The organism is Xylanibacter oryzae DSM 17970, from assembly GCF_000585355.1.
Taxonomy (GTDB): Bacteria; Bacteroidota; Bacteroidia; order Bacteroidales; family Bacteroidaceae; genus Prevotella; species Prevotella oryzae.
In genome coordinates this window covers 3,155,656-3,174,762 of sequence record NZ_KK073873.1, presented here as the reverse complement: position 1 = coordinate 3,174,762, position 19,107 = coordinate 3,155,656, and the positions used below count along the sequence as shown (strand labels likewise).

The window sequence follows — 19,107 nt, the reverse complement described above, 5'->3', positions numbered from 1 at the left end:
ATATTTGCATGCTGCATGTTGAGTCATTACAGTATAACAATCTAGTATTTAGCATGATTTCAGAGACTTGGATATTGAATTAAGAAGGATTCAAAATAAGAAAGTAACCGTTTGTTACAAAAGCAAAGGGTTTTTCTTCAATATACTTGAAGAAAAATTCTTTTTTCACGAAAAACTTTTATTCGTTATATGTTTACTTTACAGTCATAAGCTATTTTAGAAAAATAGAAGTCAGTTACCGACCATAAACATATTAAGTTTTTCTTTCAAATAAATTAAAGAAGAACCCTATTTATAGACAATTATAGACCGTTTTAGAGACTAGAAGTTAGTGATCGGCTATTCATACATTAAGGTTTCTTTCAAATAAATTGGAGGAAAGTCTAATAAGTTGTTACCGCAGAGAATTTAATGCCATAAATAAAATTTACAAATTATCAACATAAAAGGAAGGTAATTAAAGAGAGACATAAGTTGCAGAATAAAGCTATTAAAAATAAATCGCTAATGTATACTGTAAATATATTAGACCATCATATGCATGTATATTAGATTCTAAAAACTATAAAAAGGTCTCGGTCTAAAGTCTCAAAACATCGATTCAATCTTTACTTTAAAAAAATATTAATATGTAATAATAATATAATTATAATATATAATATTATTATATATTATAATTAAGCATCAGGAAAATTATTAAGGGGATTTCTTAAATGACATATTTGAGACTTGAGACCGAGACTTTTTATATATTTTTGCATCATATCGCTCTGCAGAGGTCACGTAAAATTCTGCCAGGATGAAATTTGCGGTATCTCCAAAAGGCCTGCATACATAGGCATTTCAGGACCATTTTTGAAGTTGTGTTTTCGTATAGAATGAAGTTCGTAGGTGAAACTATTGCAAGATTGTAAGAAAGTTAGTACCTTTGCAACCGTCAATGATAAACAAGCGAAAGTCAGCTCCAAACAATCAGCCTCATAATCTATGACTGTCAATATCTTCCTCTCTGACAGTCAAGTTTAGTTCTCAGGCTGTAAAGTTTATTTATCAGACAATGTCAGTCTAATACGATGATTATGATGACTGAAAAACATAAAAAACAATAACCAAGTGCACACAAACATATAGGCGGCTCTCTCTCAATGAAATTGAAAAAAACCACGCTAAAAGTCGAAATACAAAAATTCTGTATAACGAATATTATCAGAAAGTTACAAACATCACAGGTAACAGCGACAGAAAATTCATTTCTATGTATGCAATGCATATCACATCGTATGCTGAAGCATATCACTATAGCATAATAACAAACTAATGAAAAACAGAAATGCTATAATTCTATAATCAACGACTCTCTGGGCTGCATCGTAATGTTATCCACATCAAGATTGATGACCCGATCGGTTAAAATGTCCCTACCTTGTTTTGCACTGCCAATGACCTCAGCATATCTCTTGACATCAAACATTTCGGTCTTAGTGGTACCATTCAGTATCGTAAGAACAGTTTTACCATCCTTCTGACGAGCAAAAGCATAGATACCATTGTGAGGCATAAATTGTATCATAGAACCTTCGCTGATAACTTTGTTGCCTTGGCGCCAATGCAAGAGTCGGCTCAACCAATCGAACATATCATTCTCGTCGGCCGTGCGCCCCTCTCTAGTGAAAGCACTACGTGCATCGCCGGGGAACCCCCCAATAAAGTCTTTACGCACATTGCCATCAGTAACAGTTTTGGTACCATTCATAAGCACCTCTGTGCCATAATACAGCTGCGGAATTCTACGAGTGGTAAGCAACAAGGCATAAGCCTGTTTAAGCATGTTGACATTACGGCCTTCGCCCAAGAATCTGTCTGTATCATGATTCTCAATAAAAGCCATCACGTTCTGAGGATTTGGATAAAGATAATCGTACACAAAACTATTATAGATGCGCTGCAGACCGGTGTCTTCGTTATTCGTCTCTTCATTCTTGGCCTCAGACAGTTTAACATAGAAGCTGAAATCCATAACAGTCTTAAGATAACTGTTTTTCTTGGCCAATCTGCTGTCTTTCTGCCAAGTAGCTGTATAAGCCGGTTCGGCAACCCATGTCTCGCCTACGATATTAAAGTTAGGATATTCAGCATTCAGCGTCTTCATCCACTCTGCCATCCCATCAAAGTCAGCATAAGGATATGTGTCCATGCGTATGCCATCTATACCTACAGTCTCGATCCACCACTCGCTATTCTGGATAAGATACTTCATAACATGAGGGTTGCGCTGATTAAGGTCGGGCATAGTTGGCACAAACCAACCATTTACAGTTTCGTCCTTATCAAATTTACTTGCATAAGGATCCAGTACGGTAGAAAGACGATAATTAGTCTGTTTGTATTTATCATTAACCTTGGGTGCAGAGTTGGCCAAGCCAGTCATCGGATCACGACCGTTAGCCCCGGCTGTGTACAACCATTCGGGAGAATTGAACCAGTCTTTTGATGGAATATCTTTAATCCATGGATGTTCAAATCCACAATGATTGAATATCATATCCATTACTATCTTGAGTCCGTGCTTATGTGCATCATCAATTAACTGTTTGTACTCCAGGTTATTACCAAAACGAGGGTCAACATTATAATAATCTGTTGTAGCATATCCGTGATAAGTGCTATAATCATTATTATCAGGCGAATTATTTTCTAGTACCGGCGTAAACCATAATGCAGTAACGCCCAATTGATTGAAGTAATCAAGATGCTGGCGTATGCCCTCTAAATCACCGCCATGGCGTAGACTCGGCTTTGTGCGATCGCACTTATAATTGTTCATGCCTTTCAGCTGGTCGTTCTTGACATTGCCATCTGCAAAACGATCAGGCATAAGCATATAAAGCACATCGGTGCTACTGAATCCGACATGCTCATCACCTTTCATTGCCCTCGATTTAAGCATATATTTTACCTTCGTCTTACTGCCTTTATTAGCAAAATAGAGCGTTATCTCACCCGGTTTTGCACCTTTAAGATTAAGATAGACCAATAAATAATTGGGCGAATCCAGCTTTACGATACTATCTACGCGTACACCCGCATAACTGGTAGTGACATTTGCATTTTTCACATCCTTGCCATAAACCATCAATTGCAGCGACGCATCTTTCATCCCAACAAACCAGTCGGTTGGCTCAATACGATCTATCTTAATTGATGCCTGCATTGCCAATGCACTAAAAAGTAAACTTACTAATAAAACAGATTTTTTCATATCCTTATTGTTTTAATTATGCATAATCAAAGCCGACTGCGGATTTACAGTCACCGCGTTTTCTTCTATCACTTTCAGTCCTGATTCGTCTATTATCCCATCACAGTCAACAACAGTATATTTGGCCTGAGGCACAGACACATCAACCGCCTGTTTGTTACCATTAAGAATAACAATAATATTATTCCATATGTCTCCGCCTGCATTATCTTTAAGCATGAAAGCTACGACACAAGCCTGAGTTGGAATAAACTCGAGACATCTGCGCACATCATCAGATTTTGCCATACGGAAAGCCGGATGATTTTTACGCAACTTAATCAGATTTTTATAATACGAGAATACCTGAGGATATTCTTTTAGATTATTCAAGTCAAGGTGATTTACACTATCAGGAGAGTTAAAACTATTGTGCACACCTTTTTTATCTCTAAGCATTTCTTCGCCACAAAGCATGAACGGAACACCTTGAGATGTAAACACAGCTGTCTGAGCCAATTCATCAAGACGGATAAGTTCATCTTCAGAAATACCCAGGATTGAAGTGCGCAGACGGTCAACAAGACACATATCATCGTGACAACTCACATAACTAATCTGCTGTATAGGTTCGCTAGCCCAAGGTTTCTTGCTATAATTTATCTTACTATAATCAACTTGCGAATGCTGTATAGCCCCAACAATGCCAAACTTCAAACTCTCTTCAGATCCGGGTATTCCGGCTAAGAACGCCCCTTTGTGGTCGTCACTGAAAGGTCCTCTGAGAGCATCACGCATATCATCAGAGAAAGCAGCTATACGTGGCAGACTCTGCATATTAGCCTTCAGGGCGAGTTTATCTTGCGAATAAGCACACGATCCGGCATTCCATCCTTCTCCATATATAAATATGGTAGGATCAATTTTATCCACTTCAGCGCGGATTTGGTTCATCGTTTCAATATCATGCACCCCCATCAGGTCGAATCTGAAACCATCAATATGATATTCATTAATCCAGTACTTTACCGATTCTATCATAAACTGTCGCATCATAGGCTTATCGCTAGCCGTCTCATTGCCACATCCAGAGCCGTCAGAATATTTTCCATCCACCGTCTTACGATAGAAATAGTCGGGATAAGTAAGTTGAAAAGCACTATGGCTTATATCAGAAGTATGATTGTACACCACATCTAATATTACCCTTATGCCCGCCTTATGCAGAGCTTGCACCATAGTCTTGAATTCTTTTATCCGTGTAGCAGGTGTATAAGGATCAGTAGAATAAGAGCCTTCGGGCACATTATAATTAACCGGGTCGTATCCCCAGTTGTATTGAGGTTGATTAAGTTTAGTTTCATCTACAGAGGCAAAATCGAACGAAGGCAAAATGTGTATCGCATTTATGCCCAGATCTTTAAGATAGGCAATAGCCTTTGGTTCTGACAAGGCGAGGAACTTACCTTTATGGACCAGTCCTGAAGACGAATCAATAGAGAAGTCACGATGATGCAGTTCATAGATTACAAGATCTGCAGGCGACTTTATAACCGGACGTTTGTCTTCACTCCATCCCTCCGGATTAGTAGCATGCAAGTCTATAATAGCAGCACGCCTGCCATTCACTCCTACAGCCTTAGCAAAAACTCCGGGCGTCTCGTGCCACGATTTTCTATCACCCGATATATCAAATGTATAAAACTTACCTTTCAGATTACCTTTAGCCAAAGCCGTCCAGCGGTCTGCAGCAGTATGGCGCATCTTAATGGTTCTAAGCGGTTTCCCGCCCAGACCACTATCATATATACGCACTACTATCTTTTTAGCACTATCAGGTGCAAAAAGCCGAAATTCGGACTTTGTAGGGCTATATGTCAATTCGTTGAACCGCTGCGCATCTGCATTGCGCGCAAAAGCTAAGGTTAATAAGCTCGTAATTATAATATTTTTGATTATCATGTATTATATCAGATTATTGGTTGTTTTAGACAATGACAGCACTATTCTATTTTGCGAACAAAGCCATGCCAAAACCTCCACCTCGAACCTCTTTTATATTTATGACATCACCCCTTTTCACCATACGGTGTGATATTTTATATGCTTTAGGGTTCTTCTCATAATCTGCATCTTTTGCATCCTGGTAGATGTCACATCTATATTTACGACCTTTATCCAGGAAGTCAAACTTAATCATAGCACTATGTCCGTCTTCATTACATTTACCACCAACAAACCAATTATCAGTACCTTTAGCTTTTCGGGCCACTGTGATGTAAGCGCCCGGCTCAGCCTCAAGATATTTGCTATCAGACCAATCCACAGCTACATCACGGATAAACTGGAAGGCATCATCATATTTCTCATAATGTTCGGGTAGATCGGCAGCCATCTGCAAAGGACTGTACATCACTAAATAAAGTGCCAGTTGGCCACAAAGCGTAGTATGTACATAAGATGTATTCTTAGACCATGTCTTCAATTGAGTTTCGAATATGCCGGGAGTATAATCCATCGGTCCACCCTGAAGACGAGTGAAAGGAAGAACCACCGTATGATCAGGCCTGCTGCCTCCGAAAGCTTCATATTCTGTACCACGAGCGCTCTCATTTCCAACCAGATTAGGATATGTACGACATAATCCTGTAGGACGTGTGGCCTCGTGTGCATTAACCATAATATGATGTTTTGCAGCTTCCTTTAGGCAATAAAGGTAGTGATTGTTCATAAACTGACCATAATGATGCTCACCTCTTGGTATTATATCACCTACATAACCACTCTTTACAGCATCATATCCGTACTTGTTCATAAGGTTGAAAGCATCTTCAAGATGTCGCTCATAGTTGATCGCAGAAGAAGACGTCTCATGATGCATCATTAATTTAACACCCTTAGAGTGGGCATAATCATTCAACATTTTAATATCAAAGTCTGGATAAGGGGTAACAAAATCGAAGACATCAAACTTAGAATTACCAACCCAGTCTTCCCAGCCTTGGTTCCATCCTTCTACAAGAACCTCAGACAAGCCATTCTTTGCTGCGAAATCAATATATCTCTTTACATCTGCATTATTTGCGCCATGAGTTCCATTAGGTTTACATTTGGTATAATCAGTAACACCTAGTCTGACAGATGGATAATCATTAGTATAGCTCCATGAATTTCGGCCTACTATCATCTCCCACCATACCCCGCAATATTTTATTGGGTGTATCCACGAAACATCTTTCAAGGCACATGGTTCATTTAGGTTCAATGTCAGTTTGCACGAAAGCATATCACGGGCATCATCACTAACCATAACAGTCCTCCAAGGAGAATTGCATGGTGTCTGCATATATCCCTTAAGTCCTTCAGCATCAGGCGTAAGCCACGATTCGAAGATCATATTCTTATCATCCAAATTCAGATTCATGGTAGAATAATCTACACAAGCGGCTTCATGGATGTTAATATACAATCCATTATCGGTCTTCATCTGCAAGGATGTCTGAACACCTGTGGGCGAAAATGTGGTCTGAGAAGAATTGCCGGTAACAGCCGACTTCATCAATCCTCTTATCTGAGATAGCTTTGACGTTACAGTTTCGTACTCCTGTGTATCATAATCACCCGGCAGCCACCATGCTTTATGATCACCAGCCATGGCAAACTGAGTATGTTCTTCTTTTATTATGAAATAATTGAGATCTTTCTGTTGTGGAAACTCGTATCTCAAACCCATTCCATAATCGTATACGCGAAAACGTATAGTTATATTACGATTACTAGATGGCTGATTAAGATTTACCGCCAACTCATTATAATTATTCCGTATAGTAGCGGTCTCACCCCATACCGGTCTCCAAGTCTCATTTAATGTTGATTCGTTAGTATCTGTAATATTAAAGCCATCCATCAAATCAGTTTCGTCCATGCCTTTACTTGCATGTTTATTTTTAGCCAGTTCAAGTCCTAAATGACTAGGTTTTATAACCGCCTTACCTTTATAAGTCATCTCATAAGTTGGTCGGCCATTATCTAAATAGAACTTCAATCTGACATTCCCGTCAGGCGATTTAATCTCTTGTGCCATTACCATCAGCGGCAACAGCATAAATGTAACGAATGTGATAATTTTTTTCATTTCTAATATCTATTATAAACTATTTTCTACCTGATTGTAATACCAATTCTGTAACACTCTCATTAAAGTCTTTATTCTCAATAAGATCTTCTATATTAAGATGAGCACGATACCTCCAATAATTATGAGGATTGGCCGGAACGTTTATTCTTTCGGCATTAGGATCGGCAAGTCGTATTTTCTCGTCGATAGCTAGCCAGTCTTGTATTGTAAGAATGCAAAGCATCGACGGACTAAGAAGGTTGCGTGCAATAATATCCTTAGCCAACCATCCGGGCAAAGGATGTGGAGCTTCACCACCCCTATACAGCATTGTGCTGTAATAATCCTGTGTACGTTTTTTGTCTTCATCCCACCACTGACGTAGTGTAGCTGTATCATGAGATGATATTGTACATACCGAACGGTAAGGATTTCCTGACAAATGACCGAAATGCACATGCGGATCTTTTGGCATTGACTGCAATTCCAAACTTAATATTCTCAACTCGTTCATTACCCATGGCACACAGTCTGGCACCATTCCCAAATCTTCTCCACACACCAACATGCGGGTAGACTGTATAATAATAGGAAGTTTCTTCATCGCCTCTTTATACCAGAACTGATTATTACGACGATAGAAGTAATCATTGTATATTTTGTCGAATATAGACTTATCACTATCATATAATGCCTGATAAATAAAGGCATACTGTACTGAGATACGTGGATGAAACTTGTTTGGGTCTTTGTGGTCACGTAAGAACAACACATTACTGATAAGGGCATACAAGCCATCTCTTATCCAGATGTCATCATCAGAAGTTTTTCCATCAAATGCCGCTTCAACTTTACGTTGTGTGTCATATTCAGGCCTCATCTTATACATATCATCATGAGTATGCATAAGATATTTGGTTATTACCTCATCAGCATGCTTTCCAAATATTTTATTTACTATCCAATCGGCAATAAAAGGTTCTGTGAATAGACGCTCCTGAAAATGCAAACCATAAGCTTCGATTTCATCTCTTGTAAGTCCTAAAGCAGGTGAGAAATGTCCCAATAGTCCATGAACAGCATCTGCGGGAATCTCCCATATTCGGAAAAATCCTAATATATGGTCTATGCGATAAGCATCAAAGAATCTCGCCATATTAGAAAAACGGCGAATCCACCACTGGCAATCATCTTTAAGCATCTCATCCCAATTGTATGTGGGGAAGCCCCAATTCTGACCATTAGTAGAGAAAGAATCTGGCGGCGCTCCTGCCTGACCGTTAACATTGAAATATCGAGGTTCGGCCCAAACATCACATCCATTGCGACTTACGCCTATCGGGATATCTCCTTTTAGTATAACGCCCTTGGCACGTGCATATTCATGAACACGCTTCATCTGACAATTTAAAATATACTGAACAAAATAATAGAACTCTACTTCCTTATATTTTTTGCTACGAGGCGACTCTAATGATTCACGTTCTTTTTCGTCAAATATATTATGGTCTGGCCATTTAGTGAAATCAGAAGTTTTATACAATTCGCATAAATAGCGATACTGAGCATAAGGTACGAGCCATCCTTTGCTTTCTTCGAAGAACAACTTGTAACGATCGGCATTCATTACAGACTTGCCTTCTTGCTCAAATATTACTTTAAGATATTCGTTTTTCGACTCATTAACTCGTTCATAATCTATTTGTGATAAAGCATTAAGTTCGTTACGAAGTTGTTCTAACTCATTTCTTTTTGCCTCATCTTTTATTTTAGGCAATGCCCCAAGATCAACGTATTGAGGATGCAATGCAAAGATACTTATACAGCTATATGGATACGAATCAAGCCATGTTCCGGTATTATTTGTATCATTAACAGGTAGTATCTGTAACACACGCTGATGAGTAAGTGCAACCCAGTCTACCATCTTCTTCAAGTCACCAAAATCACCTATTCCAAAACTATTTTTAGATCGAATAGAAAACACAGGTACCACTGTTCCTGCACTTTTCCATTTGCTAATGGGAAATTTTGCAGGCTGCATCTCAACTACCTCTACCATTTTAGGTTTTATATCTAATATGTCCAAGACATTATTAAATCCATATTCCCAAATTGGATTTATGCCATCATTTTGATTAAGAACAACAAATTTAAATTCGATAATTGGCCTTAAGAATATCCCCGCATCAAGAGAAACTATCCATTCGTTGTAATTATGCTCTGTCATGCGTATAGAATGATTTATATTCCATCCGCCCAAAGATTTATCATCACCAACAATGGCTAGATAGTCACCTTTGCGCAACTGAGTTGCACGAACCTTAATGCAGAGTGTCTTATTATAATTAACAGATTCACATAAGTTTATATGCTGGTCTACCACACAATCTGTATAAGCAGAACTATACAAATAAGAATCTACAGGACTGTCTATCCAGTTGTCTTTAAGGATGTAATCAGTTGCTGATTTATTTTCAAATTCCAATCTGTGTGATACCACAGGCCATTCTGTACGTACCAGTTTTCCATTCTTTCGTACGCTATATGTATAATCTATATAATGTATTAATTCTGAAGAGAATGACGATTCTCGACTCCACATAAGGCCATCATCAGTAAACATATTGATGATTTGTTTTTCTAAATCATCCTCACCAACTTTATGCAAAGAAATGTTTATTTGTAACTCTTCTCCAAAGCTTGTTCTATATTCTATATTAAATTGGACTTTCATAGGCATAGTTATATTATTATGCCGTAAAATTACAATAAAAAAACATTTGTGTAGCTGAAAACGCATTAAAATTGGTCTTCTTGATGTGCAAACGTTTGCGCGGCAAGAATCATAAGGCCTCTACAGACAGACACTCATGCCAATATTAAAGCTAAGATTGTTCATTAATGTCCGTCTATGAAAAACATCTTCTATAAGAGATATATTACCTCCCGATTCATCATATCGATTGTGCAAGACAAATGTATACTTAGGATTTGCATAATCATAATCAAAACTAATCATGAATGCAGTTTCGTCCTTTATAGCATAAGCAATGTATAGTCCGGTGCCAAAAGTAAAAGCGTTGTTTGCCTTAATCTCTAAAAAATCATTATCGTGATACAATTTAGGATTATACTCATCTTTTGATATATTACAAATACTACCGCCATTAGCCTGGAGAATGTCGTCTAAAATTTTACTGTAGTTTTCCTGTCTATCTTTAAGATTATTAAAACTAAATATAGCGTCAACACTATAATTAGTGGTAAGTCGGTTTCCAAAGAGGAGTTTTGTTCCTAATCTTAAACGTGTGCTTATCGGTAAAGAACTGTAAAATCCTAATGACATGTCTATCATTCCCAGATGACTTGATTCTAATCCATCTAGTCTGTAAGCATCTGAAGGTATATCAGACTTGCTTATAAGTGGAACTGTATATGCAAATTTATGATTAAAATTTCCTACGATAACAGATTGTGTTGATGCTTTCAACCTACCACCAAAACCAAGATACTTATTAATAAAATAAGCACTCTCTATGTTTACTGACGATGAACGACAAGTTTTCAACAACAATCTAAGAGGATTGCCCGAAGGAGTCATATCAGCCTTATAGTTATCAAATACTTTAGGCGAATTAAGATGGGTAGGTCCTATGCCTGTTCCAACAGTCATACTAAAAAAAGATCCATTCTCCGATATATCAGGTATTACATTTTTAGGCCGGTTTTGTATTCCTTTACCTTTTAATATCCAATCACCAAGCATATATCCAATATCTGCAGATACAATACCTATACCAGCTCCTACAAGTACATCATTAATCCAATGTCGGTTATTCATTATACGTGTTATTCCTGTAAGAGTTGCCACACTATATCCTGCCACACTATACCATGGACTAATAGGTCCATACTCTTTGTTAAATATAGTTGCTGCCGCAAAAGCTGTTGCTGTATGGCCTGATGGAAATGAGTTTGCAGTTGTATTATCCGGGCGCATTTCTTTAGACGAATACTTTATGCTATTCACCAAAGTAGCCATAGTGACGTAGGATAATGTTGAATTTAACGTCAGTCTTTTCCAAGTACTAGTATTTTTAACGCCCAAAGCCTTCAATGCAAAAGATGCAACAAGAGGAGCATATTGAGTATAGCTGTCATATGTTTTCTCAAAATGGGGCTGAAAGAAGGTCTTAATAGAACGAAAATCTTTCTTTTGAGCTTTTAACATCAAGCCGTCTGCTATGAATACCAGGCCTGAAGGAGTACAATTGCGCTTAAATGATTGGCTTAAAGTAAATGCTCTTGAGACAATGCTATCATTTCTCGTTTTGTATAGTTTATTAAATGACAAGGTATCGGCATCTTCGGCTTTAGAGTTTACAGTAAAAAAACATACCAATATCATTAGTATTGATGATATTCTCATTAGAAGAAATTTTCATATTATTCATGCAAAGGTAAACAAATATAATTAAATATCATCAAGAGCAATAAAAAAAGTATGTATATTACGGATTTTCTCCAATTGTTTCTTTTATTACAAATACACAAAGTGCACCGGCTATTAGAAGTCCTCCAGCTACAAGCATCATATTACTTTGAACATTACATACCAAACTTAAGATTACTCCGCCAAAGGCAGCAGCTACTATCTGCGGAATACAAATAGTTCCATTGAAAAGTCCAAGATAGACACCCATATGACTGCCATTGAGAGCATTGGTTACTATTGTAAAAGGCATCGCTAACATTGCCGCCCAAGCACATCCTATGAGAATGAATGGCAAGAACAAAACGTACTGATTATGTATGAATGGTATCATACAAAATCCAATTCCTCCGAGAATAAGGCTAATGGAATATGACACCTTACGATTATTGAATTGCGGCAATATGACTGCCCATAAAACACTACCAACAGCCTGTACAGCAAACAGTATACCGACCCAATTTCCGGCTGCCTGATATCCAGTTGAAGACACATCTGCAGTATTCCAACATGTATTAGCAATAGAACCGTTTGTGTATGTCCACATATACATAAAAGCTGACCAACAAAAGAACTGTACTAATCCAACTGTCCAAAACGCAACAGGTGCAGACTTCAATAACTTAAAGACATTTACTTTTTCCTGATCAAGAGGTTTCTCTAATCCATGATACATAGCATACTCTTTAGGCGGCATCTCCTTTACCTTCACTATTGTATAAAAGACACAAAGTATTAGTATCGCTGCACCAATATAGAATGAATAAATAACAGAATCTGGTATTACGCCATTAGCTGCTACATTACTTATGCCCAAAAATGTAAAGAGAAAAGGGAATATATAACCAACTAACGAACCGGCATTACAAAGAAAACTTTGAATAGAATACGCCAATCCCTTCTGTTTCTCATTTACAGTATCACCAACCAACATCTTAAATGGTTGCATTGCCATATTTATACTCGTATCAAGAAACATAAGAGATATGAGTCCGAAAATCATTGCTGTAGATACTTTCATTCCAAAACTTCCTGCATTAGGAAGAATACACATTACAAATACAGCTAAAGCTGCTCCTATGAATAGATAAGGTATACGTCGCCCAAACCTACACCAAGTTTTGTCACTAAGAGTTCCAACAATAGGTTGTACAACTATACCCATAAGCGGTGGTAGTATCCAAAAATAACTAAGATTATGGGGATCTGCACCTAGTGTGGCAAATATTCGACTAATGTTAGCGCTCTGAAGCGCATAAGCTATCTGAACGCCAAAGAATCCGAAACTCAAATTCCAAAGTTTCCCAAAACTCAAATCAGGTTTTGTATTCATACTATTAATTATTATCAGTTATCAATGTTATTTTGTGGTTCCACGTATAACTAATCTTGTACGTACAACTTTTTTTTCTGCTTTATCTATTGGAAGAGAACCTTCAACATGTCCTATAAGAATATTTGCAGCCTCCTCGCCAACCAAGACTCCACGCTGCTCCACTGTAGTAAGCATTGGATCGCAAGCTATAGCACGATTTCCATTAGTGAACCCACATATAGACACATCTTCAGGTATTCTAAAACCCATACGTTTGGCTGTATACAGCACTCCAATAGCTGTATCATCATTAACAGCGAAGAATGCATCGGGTCTATTTTTTGAACTCAATAAAGATGGAGTAATGGCTTCTGCATCAGCACGGTTGTCACAAAATTTAGTAATCGTGTCATCATATTCTAACCCGTGTTTTAATAAAGCATCTTTATATCCATTATATCTGTTTTTAGATATTTCCAATTTCATTGACGATCCATAAAAGGCGATACGCTTACAGCCAGTATCTATAAGATGAGTAACAGCAGTATAAGCCCCCATATAATCATCCACGACGACTCTACTTGCATTTACGCCTGTACATATGCGGTCATAAAATACGAGAGGTACGCCATTGTCTATAAGTTTTTGAAAATGGTCATACTTTACGGTATCTTTAGCCTGCGAGACAATTATTCCACAAACTTGGTTTTCAAAGAATGACTGACAAATCTTAACTTCTTTCTCATATTTTTCATCACTTTGTGCAATCATAATACGATAGCCTCTTGCAGAAGCCTCCTCTTCTATACCTGTAAGGATGGATGAAAAATAATAATGCACAAACTGAGGTATTATTACACCTATTATTTTAATCGGCATATCTTTGCTATGGCGTAAAGACTCAGCAAGCATATTAGGTGAAAAATTATGTTCACGCGCATATTTCTGAATTTGTTCACGCCGTTCTATACTTATTCTAGAACTATTTTGTAAAGCTCTCGAAACAGTTGCCACAGAGATGCCGAACTCTTTGGCTATGTCTTTCATTGTTAGAGGTGTAGATCCTTTCATGGTTATAATTATATTAACGGCAAAGATATATAATTAAAACAATGTTGCACTCATAACGATTTAATTTATTGTCCTTTAACAATGCAAACGTTTGCATTACCAATTTGTCGTTTTTAACCGAAAAAAAGTACAAAATAAGATTAACGAAATTACTTTTGCATCATAAACTAATATGACAGAAGAACCATCAACCTTATATATTGGAAATGAATAACAACATTTTATAATAAAATAGAATATAATAACTAATAACATTAACTTTAATACAAACAAAATGATGAAGCAAGTAAACTTTCGAATCCCTTGTAGAGTATATGCCCTGATTCTAGGGTTACTCATTTCATTGGGAACTTTCGCACAGCAAATTACTGTGAAAGGTCACATTAAGGATGCTGCAGGTGAAGCCATTATTGGCGCGAATGTAAAAGTTGTAGGTGCCACGATGGGCACTGTTTCTGACTTTGACGGTAATTTCACGCTTACAGCTAAAAAAGGAACTAGCTTGATAATATCCTATATTGGATATGCAAGTAAGACTATCGCAGCAGAACCAAATTTAATGATTACGCTGCAAGAAGATCAAAAGATGTTGGATAATATTGTAGTAATCGGATACGGAACCGTAAAAAAGAGCGATGCTACAGGATCAGTTCTTTCTGTTAAGGCTGACCAGCTTAACAAAGGACTCGCTACCTCTCCTGCAGATCTATTACAAGGAAAGAGTGCAGGTGTGCAAATCATAGGGAATAGTGGCGCTCCTGGTTCAGGTTCAACTATTCGTATTCGTGGAGGTTCGTCACTTTCAGCAAGTAATGACCCTCTAATCGTTATTGATGGACTGCCGATAAGCAGTACTACTATTTCAGGTCAGTCCGATGTTCTTTCATCTATCAATCCAAATGATATTGAAAGTTTCTCTGTTCTGAAAGATGCTTCTGCTACTGCTATTTATGGATCACGTGCCTCTAATGGTGTTATCGTAATTACAACAAAAAAAGGTAGTAGTGGTAAACCAAAAATAAGTGTTGACCTGACAAGCTCTGTTCAAACCATTTCAAAGAAAGTTGACGTAATGGATGCCGGTCAATTCTCTAGTTTCTTTAATTCTTATTTTGCTGCCCATCCTGAACTAGATGCTGCAAGTGCTAATGCTGCATTAGGAAATTCAAATACGAACTGGCAAGATCAGATTTATCGTACAGCATGGACTGAGGAAGTGAACGCTAGTGTAACAGGCGGAATACTAGGTAAGGGAAAGATATTCAATGCTATGCCTTATCGCTTATCTGCAGGATTTCTGAATGATGATGGAACTCTGAAAACTTCTAATATGAAAAGGAGTACTCTGTCTTTAAACTTAACTCCAGAATTCTTTGATAAACATCTAACCATAAATTTAAATGGGAAAGGTGTATTCACTCAAAACAGATTTGCCGACGAAGGGGCTATAGGAGCTGCTATTCAATATGACCCTCTAAAACCGGTGTATGACACAAATGGTATTAATGGATACAGCGCATGGATGACAAACGGAGCATCAAACACGATGTCTACACTTAATCCTGTTGCTATGCTTTATGACCAAAACAAGACATCAGACATTCGCAGATTTGTTGGTAATGCACAGTTCGATTATAAATTTTTCTATATACCTGGACTAAGAGCGAACTTAAATCTTGGTCTTGATGTATCAAACAGTGATGGCTGGAACACAATGCCTCAAGGTAGTGAAATATCTCTACATGACAAGGTGCAAACAGGAAAAGGTCTATGGGAAAAGTACACACAGTTACGCCGTGATCAAACATTGGAATTCTATCTGAACTACGCAAAAGAACTACCTTCAATATTAAGTCGTTTTGATATTTTAGGCGGTTATTCATGGCAACATTTCTATAATACAACAACAGACAGCAAAGTTTCTAGTGATGGAGCAACTACTTATTCAGCAATTCCTTTATTCAAAACAGAAAGCTATCTTGTATCATTCTATGGACGACTAAACTATACATTAATGGAACGCTATCTTTTGACGTTTACATTACGTGATGATGGTACCTCTCGTTTCCAAAATAACAAATGGGGACTTTTCCCGTCAGCAGCTTTGGCATGGCGTATATCAGAAGAGAAATTTATTAAAGACATTAATTGGATTTCTAATTTGAAACTTCGTCTTGGGTATGGTGTTACCGGACAACAGAATATTAGTCAAGGAGATTATCCTTCTATAGCAACATATCAGACTAATCAAGCTGGTAGTTTGTATCAATTTGGAAATAAAATAATAACGCCAATAACACCGAATGCTTATAATTCAAATATAAAATGGGAATCAACTACTACATACAATATTGGTATTGATTATGGATTTTTCCGTGATCGTATTAATGGTAGTATAGATTTTTACAAACGTAAAACAAAAGACTTGCTTAACAACGTTCCTATTAGTGCCGGTTCAAACTTGTCTAACTATCTATTAATGAATATTGGCGATTTGGAGAATAAAGGATTTGAAATTGCTATTAATGCAGTACCTGTAGAAACAAAAGACTGGCATTGGGAAGTTGGCTTCAATATTTCTTATAATAAAAACAAAATTACCAAACTCACAGCCAATGAAAGTCCTAGTTATATAGGTGTATTAACAGGTGACATAAATGGTGGCGTTGGAAACAAAGTACAGATACAGAAGGTTGGTTATCCTGCTAATTCATTTTATGTATACCAACAGGTATATGACAAAAGCGGTAATCCAATTGAAGGCCTTTATGTAGACCGCAATGGCGATGGCCAAATAAATGACAATGACCGATATGTATACAAAAAACCTGACGCAGACGTAAATTTGGGTTTCAATACAACATTAAACTATAAGAAATGGACCTTGGCAGCATCATTCCGCGCAAATTTGAACAATTATGTATATGATAATGTAGCATCTAATAACGAAATGATGGCAGATATGTGGACAAATAGCTTTATTTGTAACCGTCTAACATCTGCAGCGACATCTAATTTCCGTCAGGCACAATACTTATCTGATTATTATGTACGTAATGCATCATTCCTAAAACTTGACAGATTAACATTGGCTTACGAATTAGCATCATGGGTTCGTCTGCATGTTACGGCCCAGAATGTATTTACTATCACTAAATACGATGGATTAGATCCTGAGATACAAGGAGGACTAGACAAAAATATGTATCCTCGTCCACGTACTATTTTATTTGGTGCAAGCTTTAACTTTTAAATAATAGAATAATTATGAAAAGACATAATAAAAAATATGGTGTGATAGCAACTGTAATAGCTATATCAATGGCTTTTTCAGGATGTACGGCAGACTTGAATGTCAATCCAATTGACCCCAATCTCAACACACCGGATAATTCATTGACTGGTAGTGATGCATATACATCTCTATTAGCAAAATGCTATAGCGCATTTGCAGTAAGTTCACCAAAAGGTTCAACAGGCGACCCTGATATATCAGGAATAGACGGTGGATTTGGACAGTATTTACGTGCGTATTTTAATTCACAAGAACTTCCTACTGATGAAGCCGTTATTGGATGGAATGACCAGACTGTAAAAAACTTCCATGGGCTCTGCTGGAATTCTTCGGACGTATTTGTTTCAGCAATGTATTATCGTATAATATACGAAGTTTCACTTTGTAACGAAACGATCAGAAGGATTAACAGCGCAGGTGATAAACTTACCGATGCTGAAAAGAATCAGTTATCTGCAGAAGCTCGTTGCATACGTGCATTAGCATATTTACATGCAATTGACATGTATGGTAATGTTCCATTTACAGATGAAAATTCGGCTGTTGGAGGAGAAAATCCAACGCAGATATCTCGGTCAGACCTTTTCACATGGATGGTAAAAGACATCAATAACTTTGTGCAATATCTACCAGCTTCTCCTGAAAAATATCGTTGCGGAAAAGGTATGGCATACATGATTTTAGCTAAATTGTATCTCAATGCAAAAGTTTACACAGGGACTGCACAATATGATAAATGTGCTGACGCTTGTAAAAACATTATAAGTCTTGGCTACAATCTGGAGCCCCAGTCTAATTACTGGAATCTTTTTAATGCATCAAATGACGAATTACAAGGTGTAGGTCATGAGATTATATTCAGTATCTACCAAGATGCTATCAATACACAAGCATATGGAGGTACAACATATATTGTAAATGCAGAATGTGGTGGAAAAATGGATTACAAAGCTCTAGGCCTTGGTGGTGCCGGATGGGGTGGAATTCGTGTAACTCCACAATTTGTAAACAAATTCTCTGGTTCTGATATTCGTGGTTCAAAATTCTTTACTACAGGTCAAGACAAGGATATCAAAGACCTTAGTACATTCTCTGAAGGATATGCATATACTAAGTTCACTAATTTATATAAAGATGGTACTGGAGTTAATACTTCGTTCGTATCTACAGATTTCCCTGTTTTCCGCTTGGCTGATGTATACCTTATGCTAGCTGAATGTCAAGTAGTAGGAGGTGTAAATGTAAATGTTAATGGACATGATGGCATATGGTACTTCAATCAAGTACGTGAAAGGGCAAATGCAACTGACATGAATACTGTATCAGCTAACGATATTCTTGACGAACGCGCTCGCGAACTAGCTTGGGAATGCCATCGTCGTTCTGACTTAGTACGTTTCAACAAACTTACTACAAGTGATTATGTTTGGGCTTGGAAAGGAAGTTTAAACAGTGCAGATGGTAATAGTGTAGACAATAAATACAATATATATCCTTTGCCTTCAAGTGATATAACTTCTAATACAAACTTACAACAGAATACGGGTTATTAATTAACGCTTAATAGATAATGATT

At 37.3% G+C, this 19,107-nt stretch carries 9 protein-coding genes; 2 read left to right on the top strand and 7 right to left on the bottom strand.

Going from position 1 to position 19,107, the window contains the following annotated elements; all coding sequences use genetic code 11:
* Positions 1-1,333: 1,333 nt before the first annotated feature.
* From XYLOR_RS12675 to XYLOR_RS12645, 7 genes are all read right to left on the bottom strand, one after another.
* Positions 1,334-3,259 (bottom strand): glycoside hydrolase family 13 protein, encoded by a 1,926-nt coding sequence (locus XYLOR_RS12675; RefSeq protein WP_036880199.1) that lies wholly within the window; start codon positions 3,257-3,259, stop codon positions 1,334-1,336.
* A gap of 12 nt (positions 3,260-3,271) precedes the next feature.
* Positions 3,272-5,200 (bottom strand): type I pullulanase, encoded by a 1,929-nt coding sequence (gene pulA / locus XYLOR_RS12670; protein WP_036880198.1) that lies wholly within the window; start codon positions 5,198-5,200, stop codon positions 3,272-3,274.
* 46 nt (positions 5,201-5,246) lie between these two features.
* Complete coding sequence (locus tag XYLOR_RS12665; protein WP_036880195.1) at positions 5,247-7,373, bottom strand: glycoside hydrolase family 97 protein; 2,127 nt, start codon at positions 7,371-7,373, stop codon at positions 5,247-5,249.
* 19 nt (positions 7,374-7,392) lie between these two features.
* Positions 7,393-10,092: a 4-alpha-glucanotransferase gene (locus XYLOR_RS12660; RefSeq protein ID WP_036881126.1), complete on the bottom strand. Its 2,700-nt coding sequence runs from the start codon at positions 10,090-10,092 to the stop codon at positions 7,393-7,395.
* 120 nt (positions 10,093-10,212) lie between these two features.
* The gene (locus XYLOR_RS12655) at positions 10,213-11,787 is read right to left on the bottom strand and encodes a phosphatase PAP2 family protein (RefSeq protein ID WP_051509010.1); all 1,575 of its coding nucleotides are present in this window, start codon (positions 11,785-11,787) and stop codon (positions 10,213-10,215) included.
* An 82-nt stretch (positions 11,788-11,869) separates the two neighbouring features.
* Positions 11,870-13,183: an MFS transporter gene (locus XYLOR_RS12650; RefSeq protein WP_036880193.1), complete on the bottom strand. Its 1,314-nt coding sequence runs from the start codon at positions 13,181-13,183 to the stop codon at positions 11,870-11,872.
* A gap of 27 nt (positions 13,184-13,210) precedes the next feature.
* Positions 13,211-14,236, bottom strand: a complete 1,026-nt coding sequence (locus XYLOR_RS12645) for a LacI family DNA-binding transcriptional regulator (protein WP_036880190.1) — start codon at positions 14,234-14,236, stop codon at positions 13,211-13,213.
* Positions 14,237-14,513: 277 nt separating this feature from the next.
* On the opposite strand from XYLOR_RS12645, the gene XYLOR_RS12640 reads away from it, so the two are divergent.
* Positions 14,514-17,489: a SusC/RagA family TonB-linked outer membrane protein gene (locus XYLOR_RS12640; RefSeq protein WP_036881122.1), complete on the top strand. Its 2,976-nt coding sequence runs from the start codon at positions 14,514-14,516 to the stop codon at positions 17,487-17,489.
* A 14-nt stretch (positions 17,490-17,503) separates the two neighbouring features.
* Positions 17,504-19,084 carry a RagB/SusD family nutrient uptake outer membrane protein gene (locus XYLOR_RS12635; RefSeq protein WP_036880187.1) on the top strand — a complete coding sequence of 527 codons (1,581 nt, stop codon included), beginning with the start codon at positions 17,504-17,506 and terminating at the stop codon, positions 19,082-19,084.
* Positions 19,085-19,107 lie beyond the last annotated feature (23 nt).